We start from the raw sequence: 16,829 nt of genomic DNA on the forward strand, positions 1-16,829 counted from the left end.
CTGAGCGGCGGGTTTGCTATGCTTGCGGCTTCACACACATGGAGTCACAAGATGGTTTCCCTGCAAGAGCAGCTGCTCAAGGCCGGCCTGGTCGACAAGAAGAAGGTCAAGCTGGCCAACCAGGAAAAGAGCAAGCAGCACAAGATCGAGCTGCGCACTGGCGTCGAAAAGCAGAACGCGTCGCGCGAGGCCGCGCTGGAAGCACAGCGCAAGAACGCCGAGCGCGCACGCGAGCTGAACGCCCAGCGCGACGCCGCCGCGGCGCAGAAGGCGGTCGCCGCCCAGATCGCGCAGATGGTCACGACCAACCGCCAGCCCAAGGGCAATGGCGACATTCCCTACAACTTCACGATGGGGACCAGGATCGAGCGCATCCACGTGTCCGGGAAAGTGCGGGATCACCTGGTGGCGGGCCGCCTGGCCATCGTCGCCCACGGCGGCGGCTTCGAGCTGGTGCCGCGCGTGATCGCCGAGAAGATCGCCGAGCGCGCGCCGGAGAGCGTGGTGCGCGTGACCAAAGCCGCGCCGCAGGCGGTCGAGGAAGACGATCCTTACGCCGACTTCAAGATCCCGGACGACTTCACCTGGTAAAAGCGCATAACAGAACCCTCATGGCGGCGTTGCATCGTCTCGCCGTACTAACGTACTGTCTTCGACGACGCGCCTTGCCCTGAGGGCCCTGTTACGCGCTTTTAGCGTTTCTTGATGGGCAGCGCCAGCCAGCCGCGCCAGCGGCCGTCGAGGCTGCGCTCGACCATCTGGATGTGCGGCCGGGTGCTGTCCAGCCGCCACAGCGACTGCTTGTCGAGCCAGTCCTCGTACATGGAGCGGAAGCGCGGCCATTCCTGGTGGAAGTCCAGGCAGGCGTAGCTCCCGGCCGGCAGCACGCGCATGCCCATGCCGGGGTCCGCGCCGGCATCGTCGGCGTGGCCGAAGTCGTAGCAGTATTCGCTTTCTCCCGTAAAACCGGGATCCTCGTCGAACACCCCGTACCAGGGCCGGCCGCCAGGCGCGCCGGCCGCCGCGTCGCGCCGTTCGCGTTCGCAGACCACATCGTTGCAGGCGATCGACAGCGCCGCGCCGGACTGGCCGAAAAAGCGCTGGTAGCGCAGGGTCACGGCCGGCAGCATGCGCACGGCGATGCGCGCGGCGATGGTGCCCGGCTGCGGCGGGCAGTAGGGCGCCAGCAGCGCCTCGAGATTGTCCGGCTCGGCCACGAAGAAACTGACGTCGCTTTCGCGCCCCACCTGCTGGTCCATGTATTCGCGCCAGCCGCCTTCGCGCCAGGCCTTGGCCGACATCGAGAACTGCTGCTTGAAGGCCTTGGCGAAGGCCGCGTTGGATGGGAAGCCGCAGTCCTGGGCGATGCGCACGATGGCGACGTCGGGCTCGTGGCGCAGCAGGTGGGCGGCGCGGCGCAGCCGGCGCTTCCGCTGGTATTCGACGGCCGAGAAGCCGGTCAGCTCGCGGAAGATGCGGTCGAAGTGGAAGGACGAATAGCTGGCCGACGCCGCCAGGCTTTTCAGCGCGAGCGGGTCGCCGACCGAGTCCAGCATCAGGTCCATCACTTCGTACAGGCGCGATACGCGCGAGGGCGGCTTCATCCGGGTTTGTTTACGAAATAATTACAAATATGAAATAAGTATATTCCGTAAATAACCCGCCTTTGGCAAGCATTTGCCGCGTATGCATGGCTGAAGTGTTGTCAACGTGCTTGTTTGGTCGCTTCCAGCTTGTTGATGTCGAAGCCCTGGCGCGCCAGGCGGTCGAGCAGGCCGGCCATGGCCAGGCGCGGCACGGTGGGTGTGCGCGACAGGATCCACAGGTATTCGCGCTTCGGTTCGCTCACCGCCGCCAGCTGGTAGTCCGGATCGAGGTCGATCACCCAGTAATCGCCCCACACCATCGGCAGGAAGGACAGCCAGCCCGGCGCGAAGCGCACTTCGAGCTTCGGCGAATCGGCCGGGCCGATCTGGCGCGCGCTGCCCACCGCCTCGTCGATGCGGCCGTCGGCGCGGCGGCAGCGGTTGATCACCTGGATGCCGCCGCCGGGCTGCAGGCTGTAATGCGCGGTGGTGTCGCGGTCGCACTGCTTCTGGAAGCGGTTCGGGTATTTGGCGATCTCGTACCAGGCGCCGAGGTAGCGCGGCACGTCCAGGGACGCGATGGGTTCGAGGTCGGAGCCCTCATGGCGCTCGCGCGCTGCGGCCAGCACGGTCATGGTGGCGCCGAGCAGGCCGAGGGCGATCAGGGCGAGGCGGGAAACGGGGAGCGGCATGGTGTTTATAAGATTTCTCGTTAAGAGCTCATCCTATCAGCCCAGATCCATAAACGCCGTTTTGTTGAGAATAAACAATATGTTGCGCTTGAGGCAATTTTCTTATACTGTAAGTAATACGTGCTGAACTTCAATTAGTACGTATTTATATGTGTAAAAACTAAAGAGACCACATGAAAAAATTATTAGTAGTCGGGGGAGTCCTGATCAGCAGTATTTTGGTCACGGGTTGTGCCAGCGTCGGTAACGAATCGCTGCGTAAGGAAAGCGAAGCGAGCGTCAGCCAAAAGATCGTGCAAGGCAAGACGACGAAAAATGATATTCGATCGATGTTTGGTTCGCCAACTAAGACCACGTTTACCGATGGTGGCCTGGAAATCTGGAATTACGATTTTTCGAACGTCTCGGCTGACGCCATCAGCTATGTCCCAATCGTAAATCTGTTCGGCGCCAGCGCCAGCGGCAAGAAAAAAGAACTCGTGGTCATGTATGACCAAGCCGATGTCGTTAAACGTTTTTCGATGAGCGAATCCGACGTGACACACAAAACCGGCTTATTCAATAACTGATAAAAAACGCTACCCGCGGGTGGCGTTTTGCATGATGCAAGGGTGCGCTGGTCTACTTCTGGCGCCGTTCGACCGCGGCAGCCCCGGTCGCCAGCGCCAGGATCAGCAGCACCAGCGCCATCAGGCCGATCACGCTGGACAGGTGCAGCACGGTGGCGGCCGGGCCGGCGGGCGGGGCGGCGATCGCGCCGGAGCGGTCGAGCATGAACAGGGCGACCAGCACCACGCTCACCAGGGCGCTCCACAGCAGCGCCGGGCGCAGGCCGCCGAGCAGCATCGCCACCGCCGGACACAGCACGAACCAGGGCGTGGTCGGGGCGGCCAGGCCGCCCAGGTAGACCGCCATCCAGACCTTCAGCAGGAACAGCGCGCCGACGAACAGGTCGCGCGCGGCGGCGATCGGCAGGCCGGCAGCCAGCGTGAACGGCGTCACCATCATGACCACGCCGGCCGTCAGCACCACCATGCCGACGGCGTCGAAGCCGAGCAGGTGGTACATGGTGGTCAGCAGCGGCACGCTGACCGCGGTGACGGCCGCCAGCACCGTCAGGTTGCGCGCGGCCTGCCATTGGCGGGTATCGGCGCGCATGGGCGCCGGAAGAATGCTGTCGAACAGCTTGATCATGCTATGGGGAGGGTGGGTGATCATTCTGTTCTCCGTTGGCGTTCCAGGAAGCCTGCGAGTTCGTTGACGCTCTGGTAGTCGAACAGCAGCTCGGGCACGATGGGCATGCCGAGGCGCTGCTCGAGTTCGACCGCAATCGTTGCGGTGGCCAGCGAATCCATGCCCAGCGCCGCGAACGGGGTATCGGGGTCGATGCGGTCGACGTTCTGGCGGCCTTCGGTGCGCAGCCAGGCCAGCACGCAGTCGTGGACCGCAGCGTGGATGGCGCTGTCGCCGCCAATGTCAAAAGCGGGCGCAGGCGCTTCGCCCGGCGCCTGTACCGGTGCGGCCCGCGGCATCGCAGCGGGTTTCGCGCCGGCGCGCAGCAGCAGCGCGTCCGGCTGCTGGTCTTCGCCGGCCAGCTGCTGGTCGACGTCGCCGATCTCCTGGGCGTAGCCGGCCACCAGGGCCAGCAGGTCGCCGGAAGAACTGTAGGGACGCTGGCCGGCCAGTTCCGCCAGCAGCGCCTGCAACTGATGATTGAAGCGGCGCCGCGCCCACACCACGGCGTTGCTGGCCGCTTGCGCGTCGCCGCTCTGCGACTGCTGGCGGCGCTCGGCGGCGCCCAGCAGGAAGGCGCTGGCCGATAGTTCGCCGAGCTTGTAGTCGGTCCACTGGCGCGCCGCGATCTTCGAACCGAACAGGCGCTGCGCGCCCTCGGCCAGCGCGCCCACGCGGGCCATGGCGGCATCCAGCTCGGTGCACAGGGCGGACCTGCCGAGGGCGTCGGCCAGGAAGGCGCGCCCGGCGCCGCCCGGCTTGGCCAGCGCCGCGCCGAGGTGGGCGTACAGGGTCTCGGTCGGGCCTTCGAGGATGCGCAGCACGCGCGCGTCGCGCAGGATCTGCGGCGCGCCGTTGGATTCGATGTAGCCGCGCCCGCCCAGCATCTGCACCAGCAGGTCGGCCGCTTCGCCCAGCGCTTCGGTGGCGGCGGCCTTGCAGGCGATATAGGCTTCGGCGCCCGGCGCGCGGCCGGCGTCGACCTCCGCCGCGATCGCATACACCAGCGCTTCGCTGGCCTGGATCGCGGCGGTCAGTTCCTGCAGGCGCACCACGCTGACTGCATTCTCGGCCAGCAGGCCGGTGGCGACCTGGCGGCGCGAGGCGTAGCGCGCGATCAGCTGGGCGCAGCGCTTCATGGCGCCGACGCAGATCGCGCCGATGCCCAGGCGCGAGAACAGCATCGCATCGTGGGCGGCGTCCATGCCTTCGCCCGGCGCCAGCAGCACCGCGTCGTCGGGCACGAAGGCATTCTCGAGGAAGAGGGTGTTCTGGACCATGCCGCGCATGCCCATGGTCAGCGATTCCGGACCCTGCACCAGGCCCTCGTTGTCGGCGTCCACCAGCAGCGAGATCATGCCCAGCGGCGCGCCCTCGGCGCTGCTGGCCTTGGCGAACACGGTGGTCAGGCCGGCCCAGGAGGCCAGGCCGATCCATTGTTTTTCCGCGTTGACGCGCCAGCCGCCCGGCACCTTGACGGCGCTGGCGCGCAGGGCCATCGGATTCGAGCCGGCGGCCGGCTCGGTCAGCGCGAAGGCCGCCAGCTGGCGCCCGGTGGCGAGCTGCGGCAGCAGGCGTTCGCGCTGGGCATCGCTGCCGAAGCGCAGCAGCGGGCGCAGGCCGAGGCCATTGTGCACGCCGACCATGGTGGCGACCGTCATGTCGACCGCCGCCAGCTGTTCCAGCACGCGCATCAGGTCGACGGTGGCCAGGTCCTTGCCGCCGGCGCTGCGCGGCGCCTGCAGGCCGAAGAAGCCGGCATTGCCGAGGTCCAGCACGACGTAGGGCGGAATGGTGCGGCGTTCGTCGATCGTGCGCGAATTCAGGCGCCGCTGCGCGTAGCGGCGCAGCCAGAGGATCATCTGGTCGGCGGTGCTGCGCGACAGGGCGCGCGCGGCGTCGGCGCTGGCCGGGGCGGGCGCTTGCACCGCTGGCGTCACAGCCGCTACGGAGGCTTGCGGCGTGGCCGGCGCAGATGCCGGCACGGCAGCGGGCGCAGGCGCCGGCGCCGGGCCGCGCGGCGTACGGCGGTCGAAGATCGAACCCGGCATCACGTAGACCAGCTCGAGCTGGCCGTTCAGCGCCAGTTCCTTGCAGCGCGAACGCTGCACCTTGCCGCTGGTGGTGCGCGGGAAGGCGCCCGGCTTGACGAACACGATCGAGGAGACCGACACATCGAACTGCTGGGCGACCGCCTTGACGATGTTCTGCGCCATCGCTTCGATGCGCGCCAGGTAGTCGTCCTTGGCCTTCTGCTGCTCGCCGCTCTGGGCCAGTTCCTTTTCCAGCTGCTGCGCCGCGCGCACCAGGCCGCGGTTGGCTTCGGCGACGATCGCCAGCTTTTCCTGGCCGCCGATCTCCACCGAGAACGCCGCGCACATGTTCGGTTCGATGAAGTCGATCGTGTGTTCGATCACTTCCTCGATGTCCTGCGGGTAGACGTTGCGGCCGTTGATGATGATGAGGTCTTTCAGGCGGCCGGTGATGAACAGCTCGCCGTCGCGCATGAAGGCGAGGTCGCCAGTGCGCAGGAAAGGGCCCTCGCCGGTCTTGGCCAGGCGCGCGCCGAAGGTGGCTTCGGTCTCGAGCGGGCGGTTCCAGTAGCCGTGCGCCACGCTCGGGCCGCTGACCCAGACTTCGCCGACGCGGTGGCTCGACACCGGCAGGCAGGTTTCGGGATCGACCACCAGCACCTTGCTCCCCAGGCCGACGCGGCCGGAGCTGACGATCTCGCGCGCGTCCGCATCGCCCGGCGCCGCGTCGCGGATCTGGTTCCCTTCCAGCAGGGACTTGCTGACGGTGCGCACCAGCGGGCCGCGGCCGCGCGGGCCGCCGGTCACGAACAGCGTGGTCTCGGCCATGCCGTAGCAGGGGAACAGGGCGGTTTCACGCATGCCGGCGCCGGCGAAGGCGTCGGTAAAGGCGCGCAGCGTGCTCGCGCGCACCGGCTCCGAGCCGTTGTAGGCGACGTCGAGGCTGGACAGGTCCAGCTGCGCTTTCTGCTCGTCCTTGACCTTGGCGGCGCAATAGTCCCAGCCGAAGTTGGGCGCGCCGGCGCAGGTGCCGCGGTAGCGCGTGATCGCGTCCAGCCAGATCGTCGGGTTCTTCAGGAAGGCGGCCGGCGCCATCAGCACGCAGTGGAAGCCCACGTGCATCGGCGAGACCACGCTGCCGATCAGGCCCATGTCGTGGAACAGCGGCAGCCAGCTCACCATCACGGTGCTTGGGGCGAAGCCGAAGCCTTCGCGGATCGACTCGACGTTGGCGGCGATGTTGCCGTGGGTGATGCACACGCCCTTGGGCAGCGAGGTCGAGCCGGAGGTGTACTGCAGGAAGGCGGTCATGTCCGGCGTGATGGCCGGCAGCGCGGACGGGTCCCCGGATTCTTCCAGCATGTCGGTGCACATGCATGCGCGGTTCGAGGCGTCCACCAGCGACAGGCTGGCCTTGATCGCCGGCTCGACGTCGCTGCGGGTCAGGATCAGGGCCGGGTCGGCGTCGTCGAGCAAGGCCTTCAGGCGGCGCGAGGCGCGGCTCTTGTGCGGGATGGTGGCCGGCACCGCGATGATCCCGGCCAGCAGGCAGGCAAAGTAGACGGTGATGAATTCGAGGCCGGCCGGGTAGAGCAGCAGCGCGCGGGCGCCCGGCGCCGCGTGCTTCGCCAGCGCCGCGGCCAGCGCGGTGGCGCGGCGTTCGAGCTGGCCATAGGTCAGCTCGTCGATCTTGCCGTCGTCACGCAGGAAGGTATAGGCCAGGCGGTCGGGCGTCTGCCGGGCATGCTGGCGCAGCCGCTCGTGCAGCAGGATGCATTCATTGTTGACCGTGTCGATATCGTCCCGCATTTGTCCCAAGCTAGCTCCTGATTACTGCCGGCGGCGTGCTTCTCCGGCAGCGATGGCGTCGCGCGCCCGGGCCACCGTTTGGCCGATGATCGGTGCAGCGCGTTTAATTTGCTGCATATTATGGTTGGACATCAGCTGCAGGCGCAAGCGCGAAGCGCCGACCGGCACCCCGGGGAACTCGACCTGGTTCACGAACACCGACTGTTCAAACAGCAGTTTGCCGGTCAGGCGCGAGACTTTTTCGCTGCCGATCAGCACCGGCACGATGGCCGAGGGGATGCCCATGCAGTGCAGGCCTTCGGCCGCCAGGTGGGCGCGCAGCCCGTCCACGTTGCGCATCAGGTCGGCGCGCAGCGCATCGCCTTCGTCCGAACGGATGATCTGGATGCATTCCAGGATCACGGCCGACTGCACCGGCGACAGCGCATTCGAGAACATGTGCGGCCCGGCGTACAGCTGCAGGTGGCGCTTGACGGAACGCGATGCGGTGGCGACGAAGCCGCCGTTCGAGGCGAAGGATTTCGAGAACGCGCCCATCACCAGGTCGATCCGGCCCAGCATGCCCTGCTGGGCGATGCAGCCGCCGCCGCCCGGGCCCATGGCGCCGAGGTCGTGGGCCACGTCCACCAGCAGGGTGGCGCCGAATTCGTGGCATACCGCCTGCAGCGCGGCCAGGTCGGGCGTGTCCGAGTCCATGCTGAACAGGCCTTCGGTGACGACCAGGATGCCGTGCGCGGTGTCGCGCGCGCGGATCGCGCCCAGCAGTTCGCGCACGTGGCCGACGTCGAGGTGGCGGTTGATGCTGACGTTCGGCGTGGCGGCGCTGGCGCCCTGGCGCAGCGAGGCGTGGGCGAACTGGTCGATGACGATGTGGTCCTGGGCCTGCACCAGCGCGGTGATGGCGCCGAAGGCCGCGCCCCAGCCGGTCGGGAACAGGGCCACGTGCTCGGTCGCGACCAGGCCGGCGATGGCTTCCTCGAGCGCCAGCGAGGTGCGGGTATTGCCGAGCAGGACAGCCGAGCCGGCGCTGTGCGGGCCGGCTTCGCGCAGCGCGCGCGCGGCGGCGTCCGCCACTTGCGGGTGCGAGGCCAGCGACAGGTAGTCCTGGGACGCGAAATTGATGCCGCGCGCGCCGTTGCCGGCCTCGTCGCGAATGCTGGCGATCGGGTGCGGGGCGCCGTCGAGCGAACGGGCGTACTGCCACAGGCCGTCGGCGCTGCGGGCCTTGTGCCAGGCCTCGACCGGCTCGGTGCGGCGCAGCAGGTCGGCGCCGCGCGGCTGCGCGAACTGCGCCGCGGTGCCGCCGAGCGAGCCGTTGTCCAGCATGGCGTCGACCTGGCGCGCGAGTTCGCGCTCGGCCGCCAGTTGCGGATCCTCGTCCGTATCGATCGCCTGGTGGTCCTGTATCGTTGGAGTAGACATGTGTATTCCCTGTTAGGCGACCTGCAGGGCCTGGCCCTGGTCGGCAGCGGCTTGCTGGCGCAGCAGTTCGGCCACTTTGTCGGCCGCCAGCGGACGGTGGAAGTAGTAGCCCTGGGCGTAGTCGCAGCCCATGGCCGTCAGGTCGGCCAGCTGCTCTTCGGTCTCGACCGCTTCCGCGATCACCGCCAGCTGCAGGCGGTGCGCCATGTGGATGATGGATTCGGCCAGCGCATAGCCGCGCGCGCCGGGTTCTCCCTGGCCGAGGCGGGTGACGAAGCTGCGGTCCATCTTCAGGATATCAGCCGGGAGCTCGGTCAGGTAGCCCAGGCTCGAATAACCGGTGCCGAAATCGTCGATCGATACCTGGACCCCGGCCTGGCGCAGCGTCTGCAGGCCCTGGCGGTTCATCTCCATGTTGTCGATCAGGATGCCCTCGGTGATCTCGAGGTCCAGGCAGGACGGCGCGATGCCGGTCTCGCCGATGATCTCGAGCACGCGGTCGACCAGTTCCGGATGCTTGAGCTGGCGCGCCGACAGGTTGACCGCCGTCTTCAGCGCCGGCAGGCCGGCGTCGCGCCAGGCGCGGTTCTGGGCGCAGGCGCTGCGCAGCACCCATTCGCCGATCGGCACGATCAGGCCGGTCTCTTCGGCCAGGGTGATGAAACGGCCCGGCTCGATGCGGCCGTACTGCGGATGGTTCCAGCGGATCAGCGCCTCGACGCCGACGATGCGGCGGCTGGCGATGTCGACCTGGGGCTGGTATTCCAGCAGCAGCTGGTCCTGGGCCAGGGCTTCGCGCAGGTGGTTCTTGAGGATCAGGCGTTCGCTCGGCGGCAGCGGCGCATCCGAGGAGTAGACCTGCACGCTGTTCTCGCCCCACATCTTGGCGCGGGTCATCGCGGTGTCGGCGCGCTTGAGCAGGGTGTCGATGTCGCAGCCGGGCGCCGGGAAGGTGGCGATGCCGACGCTGAGGCTGACGAAGGATTCGCGCTCGCCGGCGCGCAGCGGCAGGGCGAAGCGGTCTAGGATCTTTTCCGCCACCTGCTGGGCGTCGCCGAGCTGGGCCAGGTCTTCCAGGATCACGATGAATTCGTCCCCGCCCCAGCGCACCACGGTGTCGGAATCGCGTAGGCAGTCGCGCACATTGGCCGCGATCTGGGCCAGGATCGCGTCGCCGGCTTCGTAGCCCAGCGCTTCGTTGATGTCCTTGAACTTGTTCACGTTCAGCAGCATCAGGCCGACCAGGCGCTCGTTGCGGATCGAGCGCGACATCGCGTGGTTCAGGCGGTCGCGCAGCACGCGGCGGCCGAGCAGGCCGGTGAGCGGGTCGCACTGGCTGGTATCGGTCAGCTCCAGCGGCAGCAGGCTCGGCGCGGATTCGGCTTCGGCCTGGGCTTCAGCCTGCTCGCGCGTCATTTCGACGGTCTGGCCGTAATTGATGACCCGGTTGCGGCCGCTCGACTTGGCGGTGTACAGGGCCTCGTCGGCGCGGGTGACGGTCTGGCCGATGGTCTCGCCGAGGCGGAACTGGGCCACGCCGATCGACACCGAGACCTTCAGGTCGCTGGAGATGTCGCGAAACACCAGGCGCTCGATGCCCATGCGGACGCGCTCGGCGAACTGCATGGCGTCTTCCAGCGTGGTCTCCGGCAGCATCAGCAGGAATTCCTCGCCGCCGTAGCGGCCGAAGGCGTCGCTTTCGCGGATCTGCTTCTGCACCGTGACCGCGAAGCTGCGCAGCACCGCGTCGCCGGCGGCGTGGCCGTAGGTGTCGTTGATGCGCTTGAAGAAGTCGATGTCGAGCAGGCAGACGCAGAAGGCCTGCGCGCCTTTCACCACGCGCTCGCGCTCCTGCTCGATCAGGCCGATCAGGTGGCGGCGGTTATGGCTGCCGGTCAGTTCGTCGCGGATCGCCAGCTCGTTGATGACGTTCAGCGCCTGCTCCAGCTTGATGAAGCCCTTGGTCTTGGTCAGTTCGAACAGCAGCACGAACACGACGATGACGAGGTAGAGGCCGAGGTCGCACAGCAGGTAGAGCAGGTCCATGTCCTTGACCGGGTGCGGCGGCAGCGCGATGCCCACCATCGGCAGGGTATAGATGGCCGCCACCGCACCGCAGCTCATGGCCAGCCAGAACACGGCGGTAGCAACGCCGCCCAGGAACATCGCCACCACCGGCGCCGTGATCAGCCAGCCGGCGGTGGGCGCGTTCACCCCGCCCAGATTGAAGGTCAGCCAGGTGAAGTTGAAGAACACCGCGCACAGGAAGACTTCGCGCGCGATCGCGATGCTGCGGGTCGCGCGCAGCAGGAAGGGCGCGATGAACATGAAGGCGCAGCAGGCCAGGATTTCCTGGGCCGCGGTCGGAAAGCCGAGCAGGTAGTAGGCCAGCGAATAGAAAGGACCCGACAGCGCCGACAGCAGCACGGCGTTGACGACGTTCTGCGCCCGCGTCAGCTGGGCCGCGTTCTGCTGGGCCTCGGCGGGAATGAACCAGTGAATCGCCGTGATGTAACGGTCAATCAACCTGGAACCGATATTTTTCATGGAGTCTCTCGGCTTTATTGCCGGTTAATTATTGTTATCCGCAGCAACGATACGTCTTGAAATGTTTCCGGAGGGAATTTGCTGATGGTAGCATGTTCGTGTACTTGCGCTATACCAATTTGATGACTATGCGTATAGACCAGATTCAGTTGTTGTGCAGACGCCAGCAGGAAAAGTAATACCGCCAATCTCGCACCATGATGGTGCAAAAAGTTGGCGGTGTATTATTGAATTTGAGTCCGCCCGGCTCAGGCTCAGGCGGCGCGCAGGCGCGGCAGGGCAGCAGGCTGGGCGGCAGGACGGCGTGCGGCGCCGGCTTGCGGGCTGCCGATCTGGAACACGGCCATCATCGCTTCCAGCGCGGCAGCCTGCTCGCGTAGCGCGGTGGTGGCGGCTGCCGCTTCTTCGACCAGCGCCGCGTTCTGCTGCGTGGTCTGGTCCATCTGCGACACGGTCTGGCTGACCTGGGCGATGCCCGTCGACTGCTCGCGGCTGGATTCGACGATGCCGCGCATGATGCCGGTGACGCGCTCGATGCCGCCGACGATGCCCTCCATGGTGGCGCCGGCCTGCTGCGCCAGTTTCGCGCCGCCATCCACGCGCCGGGTCGAGTCGCCGATCAGGTCCTTGATCTCCCTGGCGGCGCCGGCCGAGCGCTGCGCCAGCGCCCGCACTTCGGCGGCCACCACCGCGAATCCGCGTCCCTGTTCGCCGGCGCGCGCCGCTTCCACCGCCGCATTCAGGGCCAGGATATTGGTCTGGAAGGCGATGCCGTCGATGACGCCGATGATGTCGCTGACGCGCTTGGACGATTCGTCGATCTGGCCCATGGTGTCGACCAGCTGGCCGACCATGTCGCCGCCCTGGCGCGCGATGCCGCTGGCCTGGGCCGCCAGTTCGCTGGCCTGGCGGGCGTTGTCCAGGTTGTGGCCGACGATCTGGGTCAGCTCTTCCATCGACGACGCGGTTTCCTCCAGCGCCGCGGCCTGGCGCTCGGTGCGGCTCGACAGATCCCTGGCTTCGCTGGCAATCACCTCGGCCGATCCGGCGATCGCGTGGGTGCTCTCGCGCACCTGGGCCACCATGCTTGCGAGGCTGTCGCGCATGCGCTGCATCGCCGCCATCAGGCTGGCGTCGTCGCCCGGCGCCACGTCCACCTGCACGCGCAGGTTGCCGGCCGCGATCTGGGCCGCGACTTCGACGGCGCGCGCAGGCTCACCGCCCAGGCGGCGGAACAGGGCGCGCGAGAACAGCAGGCCGGCCACGATGCTGGCCGCCAGGGTCGCGAGGCTCAGGGCGATCAGCACCGACTGGCTGCGCGCGGCGCTGGCCAGCACGGTGCGGGCCTGCTCGTCGATGGTTTTCTGCTGCAGCGCCAGCAGTTCCTGGGTCTTGGCGATGTATTGGTCGGTGGCCGGCTTGAATTCGCGGTCGAACAGGGCGCGCGCTTCCTCGTGCTTGCCCTCGGCCTTCAGCTGGGTGACACGGTTGCGGCTGCTGGTGTACAGCTGGCGCACCTGGCCGATCTCGTCGAACAGGGCTTTTTCTTCCGGCGTCGCGAGCAGGTCGCCGACTTTCTTCTGCAATCCGGAGGAGTCGGCGGTCGAGGCCTTCGCCTCGTCGGCGAAGAAGGTCGCCAGTTCGGGGTCCGACGAGCGCACCACGGCTGCGGTGCGCTTCGCCCCCACCGACATGTTCAGCAGCCACTTCGAGATCAGGCGCTCTTTTAACAGGGGCTGCTCGGTGAGGGCGCGGGTGTCCCCGGACAAGGTCTGCAGGCGCCAGATCGCCAGGCCGCTGGACAGGAAGGAAATCGCGATGACGATCGCAAAGGCTAGTCTGAGTTGATGGCGCACGCTGGCGCTGACTGCTTGAATCACATTGGCTCCGCTACAATAATTGCAAAGTGACAATGAGTATTGCCACATAGAAAAATCGCAAGAATACCAGTGTGATGGGAAAGCGGATATGCTTTTTGGATAGAAAATCGAACAGGCGTGCGGTAAACGCCACATATAAAAACGCCAACCTTAGAGGCTGGCGTTGTCCTGGACAGGAAGCAGGGACTTACTGCAGCCTGTTGGCGCGCTGGGCTTGCAGCTGCTCGCGGATCTGTTCGCGCAGTTGCTGCGCGTTGGAGTGGGTGTAGTCCTTGTTGACCTCGAGTTTGATCAGCGGCTTGATGTGCGAATCGAGGTAGCTGCGCAGGGCGCCCAGGAATTGCGGCGAGGCCGAAATGACCAGTTGCTGGAAGCGGCCTTCCTGGTGCGCGTCCATCAGGTATTTCGAGATCTCCTTGGCAAACTGCTCGGCCTCGTGCTCCTGCGGCGTCTGGGCCGGCTGGTAGGACTTGGTCGGCGCGCCGGCCTTGGCGTTGTGGGCGAAGCCCGCGGCCTCGTTGCCGCCGATGCCATGGCGGCTGCTGCCGGCGGCGGTGCGGCCGATTTCGTCGGTATTGATGTCCGCGTCACGCAGGCGCGCGGCGCTGCTGACCATGTCTTCGATTTCCTCCAGCGGCTCCGACGGATCGGCTTCCGAAAAAATCCTCGCGCGGCCGGCGTTGGCCGACACAATCCAGGTCGTCTGCATATTACCCCCTGTAGTCGATGAAACGTGATGGATGGATCGGCATTGCGTGCCGATCATGGCTTGAATTCAGTATAGCCAAGGTTCCGAATGGCTGGCGTCACGTATCCAGCAGGTAAGGAACGCTGCGGGGCAGGGGGCTGTGTTCAAATATCTGTCCAGGACAAGGAGGGAATCATGACCCAGGCTTTCAAGGCAGGCGACAAAGTGGAATGGCACGCATCGCAGGGCGCGGTGCGCGGCACGGTCAAGAAGAAGCTGACCGCGCCCACCGAGATCAAGGGTCACCACGTGGCGGCGTCGAAAGCGAATCCGGAATACCTGGTCGTGAGCGACGAGACCGGGGCCGAGGCCGCGCACAAGCCCTCGGCGCTCAAGAAGATTTAGGGGCTGCGCCCAGCCAGCGTAATGCGACGACATTCGCTTGCTTGCAATCAGTTACTTTTCGCTGTCAACTGGCCGATTGCGCTATCGTTATTTCGTGATGCACGTATGTTCGTGTCGTCCCTATTGGAACCATCATGAAAAAGCTCTTGTTCAGCGCCACGCTCACCCTCTTAATGGCAAATGCAGCGTTCGCCCAGACAACGGTGCCGAATCCGCTTGCCCCAACGACTGCAACTGCGCCGTCGAAAGCAGCCACCGGCGCCGCGGCAGCGAACCCGGCCAAGACTGACGCTGCAAAGCCCGGCAAAGCAAACAAAGCGCAGATGGAGCAGGCTGCTGGTGGCGGTGACGGCAAAGTGTGGGTGAACGAATCCAGCAAGGTCTACCACTGCGAAGGCGACAAGTACTACGGGAAGACCAAGAAGGGTTCGTACATGGTGGAAGCCGACGCGAAAGCGAAAGGCTTCCATGGCGTGAAGGGCAAAACCTGCGCCAAGTAGTTAACGCCGGCCTATCCGGCCGGTTTTTAAGCCGGCCGTGTTCGTTATTAGCTTGTCGATCGATCCTTACATCAACAGTCAAAATCAAGCTTGCAGACACGGCGGCCGGCTGCAGTCGACCGATTGAATGCACACGCAAGAGCAGACCTCAGGGCTGCCAAAAATAGTCAGCCTGGCGCATGCACCACTGCTTTTAAAATTTTCGGCTAATAACATCTCCGGAAAACGCCAAGCAGTCGGCAACGCGTGTTCGCTGCACTTCGCTTAAATTTTCCAACGTGAAGAATCTTGAAGCAGAATGTTCGGCACTCAGAATAATCTGCGGGGTATCGTCAGCGATCTTGCAGCGGAATATAAACGCTTGGGAATTGTAATTTTTATGGAAATACACCCCTGTTAAGCGTGCTTCGCTAAGACGCACGCCCATTTCCTCGAAACATTCACGATGCAAGGCATCATGTATGGTTTCACCAGGCTCAAGCGCCCCACCAGGTAGCCCCCATGAAAAAGCGCCATAAGATGCTTTAAGCATTAACACTTCGTTGTCAGAATTTAAAATTACTGCGTGCGAACTTAAGCGGAAAGTATCATCAAAAGCCATAAATCTGATTCTATTCAAGCGTAGCCCTGGAGCGTCCACTACGCGTATAAGGTTCATGGAATAAGCCAGATATTAATACATTCGAGTATTTTACAAAACTACTACTTGTCATCAGGGAAAATTGCGCCGTACACTAATCTGTGAAAGCCGATTTTAGGCAGAAATGGCCGAGCTTGGAGAAGCGCCTAAGGAATGCGTTGAGCGCGAGATCAGTGAGGAATTGAACCTGCCGGTAAACGCCGATGAGTTACTTGACACTGACCTTTCCTCAACGCCAGTTGGCGTGTTCAGAAATCTCTGAATGACCGTGAATGCAGATCCAAAGAGCACCTGAACTTCTGCTATTCCCGATGTTGGTCGAGCCCGGCCAAAAGCGTATTTAGTCAAATATCAAGAATGGATCTTATGTCCCCCCTCTTCGCCCTGTTGCCATTGTCGTTTGCCTTGAGTACGGCCATGGCTGCCGTCCCAGTGGACATTCACGCTCCAGCCGGTATCCAAGCCTGCACTCCTGCGAAACAATGTCCAATAGCGATCCTCAGCCCGGGATATGGACTTGCCGGCTCGGACTACTCCTTCGTCACCCAGCATCTGAACCGGATGGGTTACCTGGTCGTCGCTCTCCGGGACAGTGCCGGCGGCGCAATATTGGACCGGGATGCCCCGGTTTCGCCGCAAGTACAAACAATGGCCCGGGTGACTTCGCAGTCGATCTCCGCCGTGATCGACGAGGCCGCAGTACGTTATCCTCAATTCGATTGGCAGCATCTCCTGCTCGTCGGGCACTCCCTCGGCGGGGACAGTTCAGCGCAGTTTGCTGCTGACAACGCGAACCGCGTTTCCATCCTTATCAGCCTCGACAGTCGGCGGGTCACATTGCCCCGCTCGGCCAATATCCACGTCCTGACAATTCGTGCCAGCGACACAACAGCGGACCCAGGTGTCCTGCCGAACCCGGAAGAACGAAGCCGCTACGGTACCTGCGTGGTGCACATCGAAGGCTCCCGCCACAACGATATGCAAGATGGCGGCAGTGAACAACTCAAGGCCAGAATTACATCCGCCATCGATACCTTTCTCGCTCCGGCGCTGCATCCGAAATACGCTTGCGACCGAGACTCAAGATTGGAATGACGGACCTCGGTGCGTTGTACTCCAAAGCCCGGCATGACTCGCGTCTCCTCATCTATTGGTGGCAGGCCGTGCCCGAAAACGCCCAGGTAAGCTGCATGCCGATCGAGCATTTGCTTCGAGAGCCCATCGGGCTTGGCTGCGCCGTCGGGGCATTGCAGCTCGAATCGCGCGCTACGGCATGAGCGGCGAGCAGACATCCCCGCGCGATCCCTATCCATCCGCCCTGTTTATGAAACACGGGTAAGCCCATCGCTGCGCCTGTTCATCCCGATCGCATGCCGGAACAGCGCATGTTTACG

Annotated in this window: 14 protein-coding genes; 5 read left to right on the forward strand and 9 right to left on the reverse strand. The window is 64.8% G+C overall.

Annotated elements, in window-relative coordinates:
• Window positions 1–51: 51 nt before the first annotated feature.
• The gene (locus ACFPO9_RS15760) at window positions 52–591 is read left to right on the forward strand and encodes a DUF2058 domain-containing protein (protein ID WP_379772067.1); all 540 of its coding nucleotides are present in this window, start codon (window positions 52–54) and stop codon (window positions 589–591) included.
• Window positions 592–692: 101 nt separating this feature from the next.
• Here the strand turns inward: ACFPO9_RS15760 and ACFPO9_RS15765 are convergent, their stop codons facing one another.
• Together ACFPO9_RS15765 and ACFPO9_RS15770 are read right to left on the reverse strand one after the other, a co-directional pair.
• The gene (locus ACFPO9_RS15765) at window positions 693–1,604 is read right to left on the reverse strand and encodes a helix-turn-helix domain-containing protein (protein ID WP_379772068.1); all 912 of its coding nucleotides are present in this window, start codon (window positions 1,602–1,604) and stop codon (window positions 693–695) included.
• 101 nt (window positions 1,605–1,705) lie between these two features.
• Window positions 1,706–2,278, reverse strand: a complete 573-nt coding sequence (locus ACFPO9_RS15770; protein ID WP_379772069.1) for a lipocalin family protein — start codon at window positions 2,276–2,278, stop codon at window positions 1,706–1,708.
• 173 nt (window positions 2,279–2,451) lie between these two features.
• Here ACFPO9_RS15770 and ACFPO9_RS15775 point away from each other — a divergent pair, with 173 nt between their 5' ends.
• Complete coding sequence (locus tag ACFPO9_RS15775) at window positions 2,452–2,847, forward strand: hypothetical protein (protein WP_379772070.1); 396 nt, start codon at window positions 2,452–2,454, stop codon at window positions 2,845–2,847.
• A gap of 52 nt (window positions 2,848–2,899) precedes the next feature.
• On the opposite strand, the gene ACFPO9_RS15780 is transcribed toward ACFPO9_RS15775, so the two are convergent.
• The 6 genes from ACFPO9_RS15780 to ACFPO9_RS15805 form a co-directional block, all read right to left on the reverse strand.
• Window positions 2,900–3,496 carry a hypothetical protein gene (locus tag ACFPO9_RS15780; RefSeq protein WP_379772071.1) on the reverse strand — a complete coding sequence of 199 codons (597 nt, stop codon included), beginning with the start codon at window positions 3,494–3,496 and terminating at the stop codon, window positions 2,900–2,902.
• On the reverse strand, window positions 3,493–7,353 hold the full coding sequence (locus ACFPO9_RS15785) for an AMP-binding protein (RefSeq protein ID WP_379772072.1): 3,861 nt from the start codon (window positions 7,351–7,353) through the stop codon (window positions 3,493–3,495). The genes ACFPO9_RS15780 and ACFPO9_RS15785 overlap by 4 nt, the downstream gene beginning before the upstream one ends.
• 21 nt (window positions 7,354–7,374) lie before the next feature.
• Window positions 7,375–8,775 carry an aminotransferase class I/II-fold pyridoxal phosphate-dependent enzyme gene (locus ACFPO9_RS15790; RefSeq protein ID WP_379772073.1) on the reverse strand — a complete coding sequence of 467 codons (1,401 nt, stop codon included), beginning with the start codon at window positions 8,773–8,775 and terminating at the stop codon, window positions 7,375–7,377.
• Between the two features lie 12 nt (window positions 8,776–8,787).
• Complete coding sequence (locus tag ACFPO9_RS15795; protein ID WP_379772074.1) at window positions 8,788–11,322, reverse strand: bifunctional diguanylate cyclase/phosphodiesterase; 2,535 nt, start codon at window positions 11,320–11,322, stop codon at window positions 8,788–8,790.
• 254 nt (window positions 11,323–11,576) lie between these two features.
• Window positions 11,577–13,202, reverse strand: a complete 1,626-nt coding sequence (locus ACFPO9_RS15800) for a methyl-accepting chemotaxis protein (protein ID WP_379772075.1) — start codon at window positions 13,200–13,202, stop codon at window positions 11,577–11,579.
• Window positions 13,203–13,389: 187 nt separating this feature from the next.
• Window positions 13,390–13,911 carry a host attachment protein gene (locus tag ACFPO9_RS15805; RefSeq protein ID WP_379772076.1) on the reverse strand — a complete coding sequence of 174 codons (522 nt, stop codon included), beginning with the start codon at window positions 13,909–13,911 and terminating at the stop codon, window positions 13,390–13,392.
• A 174-nt stretch (window positions 13,912–14,085) separates the two neighbouring features.
• On the opposite strand from ACFPO9_RS15805, the gene ACFPO9_RS15810 reads away from it, so the two are divergent.
• Window positions 14,086–14,295, forward strand: a complete 210-nt coding sequence (locus tag ACFPO9_RS15810) for a hypervirulence associated TUDOR domain-containing protein (protein WP_379772077.1) — start codon at window positions 14,086–14,088, stop codon at window positions 14,293–14,295.
• 134 nt (window positions 14,296–14,429) lie between these two features.
• Complete coding sequence (locus ACFPO9_RS15815; RefSeq protein ID WP_379772078.1) at window positions 14,430–14,795, forward strand: hypothetical protein; 366 nt, start codon at window positions 14,430–14,432, stop codon at window positions 14,793–14,795.
• A 193-nt stretch (window positions 14,796–14,988) separates the two neighbouring features.
• On the opposite strand, the gene ACFPO9_RS15820 is transcribed toward ACFPO9_RS15815, so the two are convergent.
• On the reverse strand, window positions 14,989–15,396 hold the full coding sequence (locus ACFPO9_RS15820; protein WP_379772079.1) for an NUDIX hydrolase: 408 nt from the start codon (window positions 15,394–15,396) through the stop codon (window positions 14,989–14,991).
• Between the two features lie 405 nt (window positions 15,397–15,801).
• Here ACFPO9_RS15820 and ACFPO9_RS15830 point away from each other — a divergent pair, with 405 nt between their 5' ends.
• A complete protein-coding gene (locus tag ACFPO9_RS15830; RefSeq protein WP_379772081.1) occupies window positions 15,802–16,530 on the forward strand; it encodes an alpha/beta hydrolase family protein in 729 nt (242 codons plus the stop codon).
• Window positions 16,531–16,829: the final 299 nt, after the last annotated feature.

This window comes from Massilia aerilata (genome assembly GCF_042656905.1).
GTDB classification, from domain to species: domain Bacteria; phylum Pseudomonadota; class Gammaproteobacteria; order Burkholderiales; family Burkholderiaceae_D; genus Telluria; species Telluria aerilata.

Excerpts from the sequence above, each read along its gene's own strand:
- ACFPO9_RS15765 (WP_379772068.1), bottom strand. The coding sequence starts at position 1,604 with ATGAAGCCGCCCTCGCGCGTATCGCGCCTGTACGAAGTGATGGACCTG.
- ACFPO9_RS15815 (WP_379772078.1), top strand. The coding sequence starts at position 14,430 with ATGAAAAAGCTCTTGTTCAGCGCCACGCTCACCCTCTTAATGGCAAAT.
- ACFPO9_RS15810 (WP_379772077.1), top strand. The coding sequence starts at position 14,086 with ATGACCCAGGCTTTCAAGGCAGGCGACAAAGTGGAATGGCACGCATCG.
- ACFPO9_RS15770 (WP_379772069.1), bottom strand. The coding sequence starts at position 2,278 with ATGCCGCTCCCCGTTTCCCGCCTCGCCCTGATCGCCCTCGGCCTGCTC.
- ACFPO9_RS15775 (WP_379772070.1), top strand. The coding sequence starts at position 2,452 with ATGAAAAAATTATTAGTAGTCGGGGGAGTCCTGATCAGCAGTATTTTG.
- ACFPO9_RS15805 (WP_379772076.1), bottom strand. The coding sequence starts at position 13,911 with ATGCAGACGACCTGGATTGTGTCGGCCAACGCCGGCCGCGCGAGGATT.
- ACFPO9_RS15785 (WP_379772072.1), bottom strand. The coding sequence starts at position 7,353 with ATGCGGGACGATATCGACACGGTCAACAATGAATGCATCCTGCTGCAC.
- ACFPO9_RS15760 (WP_379772067.1), top strand. The coding sequence starts at position 52 with ATGGTTTCCCTGCAAGAGCAGCTGCTCAAGGCCGGCCTGGTCGACAAG.
- ACFPO9_RS15780 (WP_379772071.1), bottom strand. The coding sequence starts at position 3,496 with ATGATCACCCACCCTCCCCATAGCATGATCAAGCTGTTCGACAGCATT.
- ACFPO9_RS15790 (WP_379772073.1), bottom strand. The coding sequence starts at position 8,775 with ATGTCTACTCCAACGATACAGGACCACCAGGCGATCGATACGGACGAG.
- ACFPO9_RS15830 (WP_379772081.1), top strand. The coding sequence starts at position 15,802 with ATGTCCCCCCTCTTCGCCCTGTTGCCATTGTCGTTTGCCTTGAGTACG.
- ACFPO9_RS15795 (WP_379772074.1), bottom strand. The coding sequence starts at position 11,322 with ATGAAAAATATCGGTTCCAGGTTGATTGACCGTTACATCACGGCGATT.
- ACFPO9_RS15820 (WP_379772079.1), bottom strand. The coding sequence starts at position 15,396 with ATGGCTTTTGATGATACTTTCCGCTTAAGTTCGCACGCAGTAATTTTA.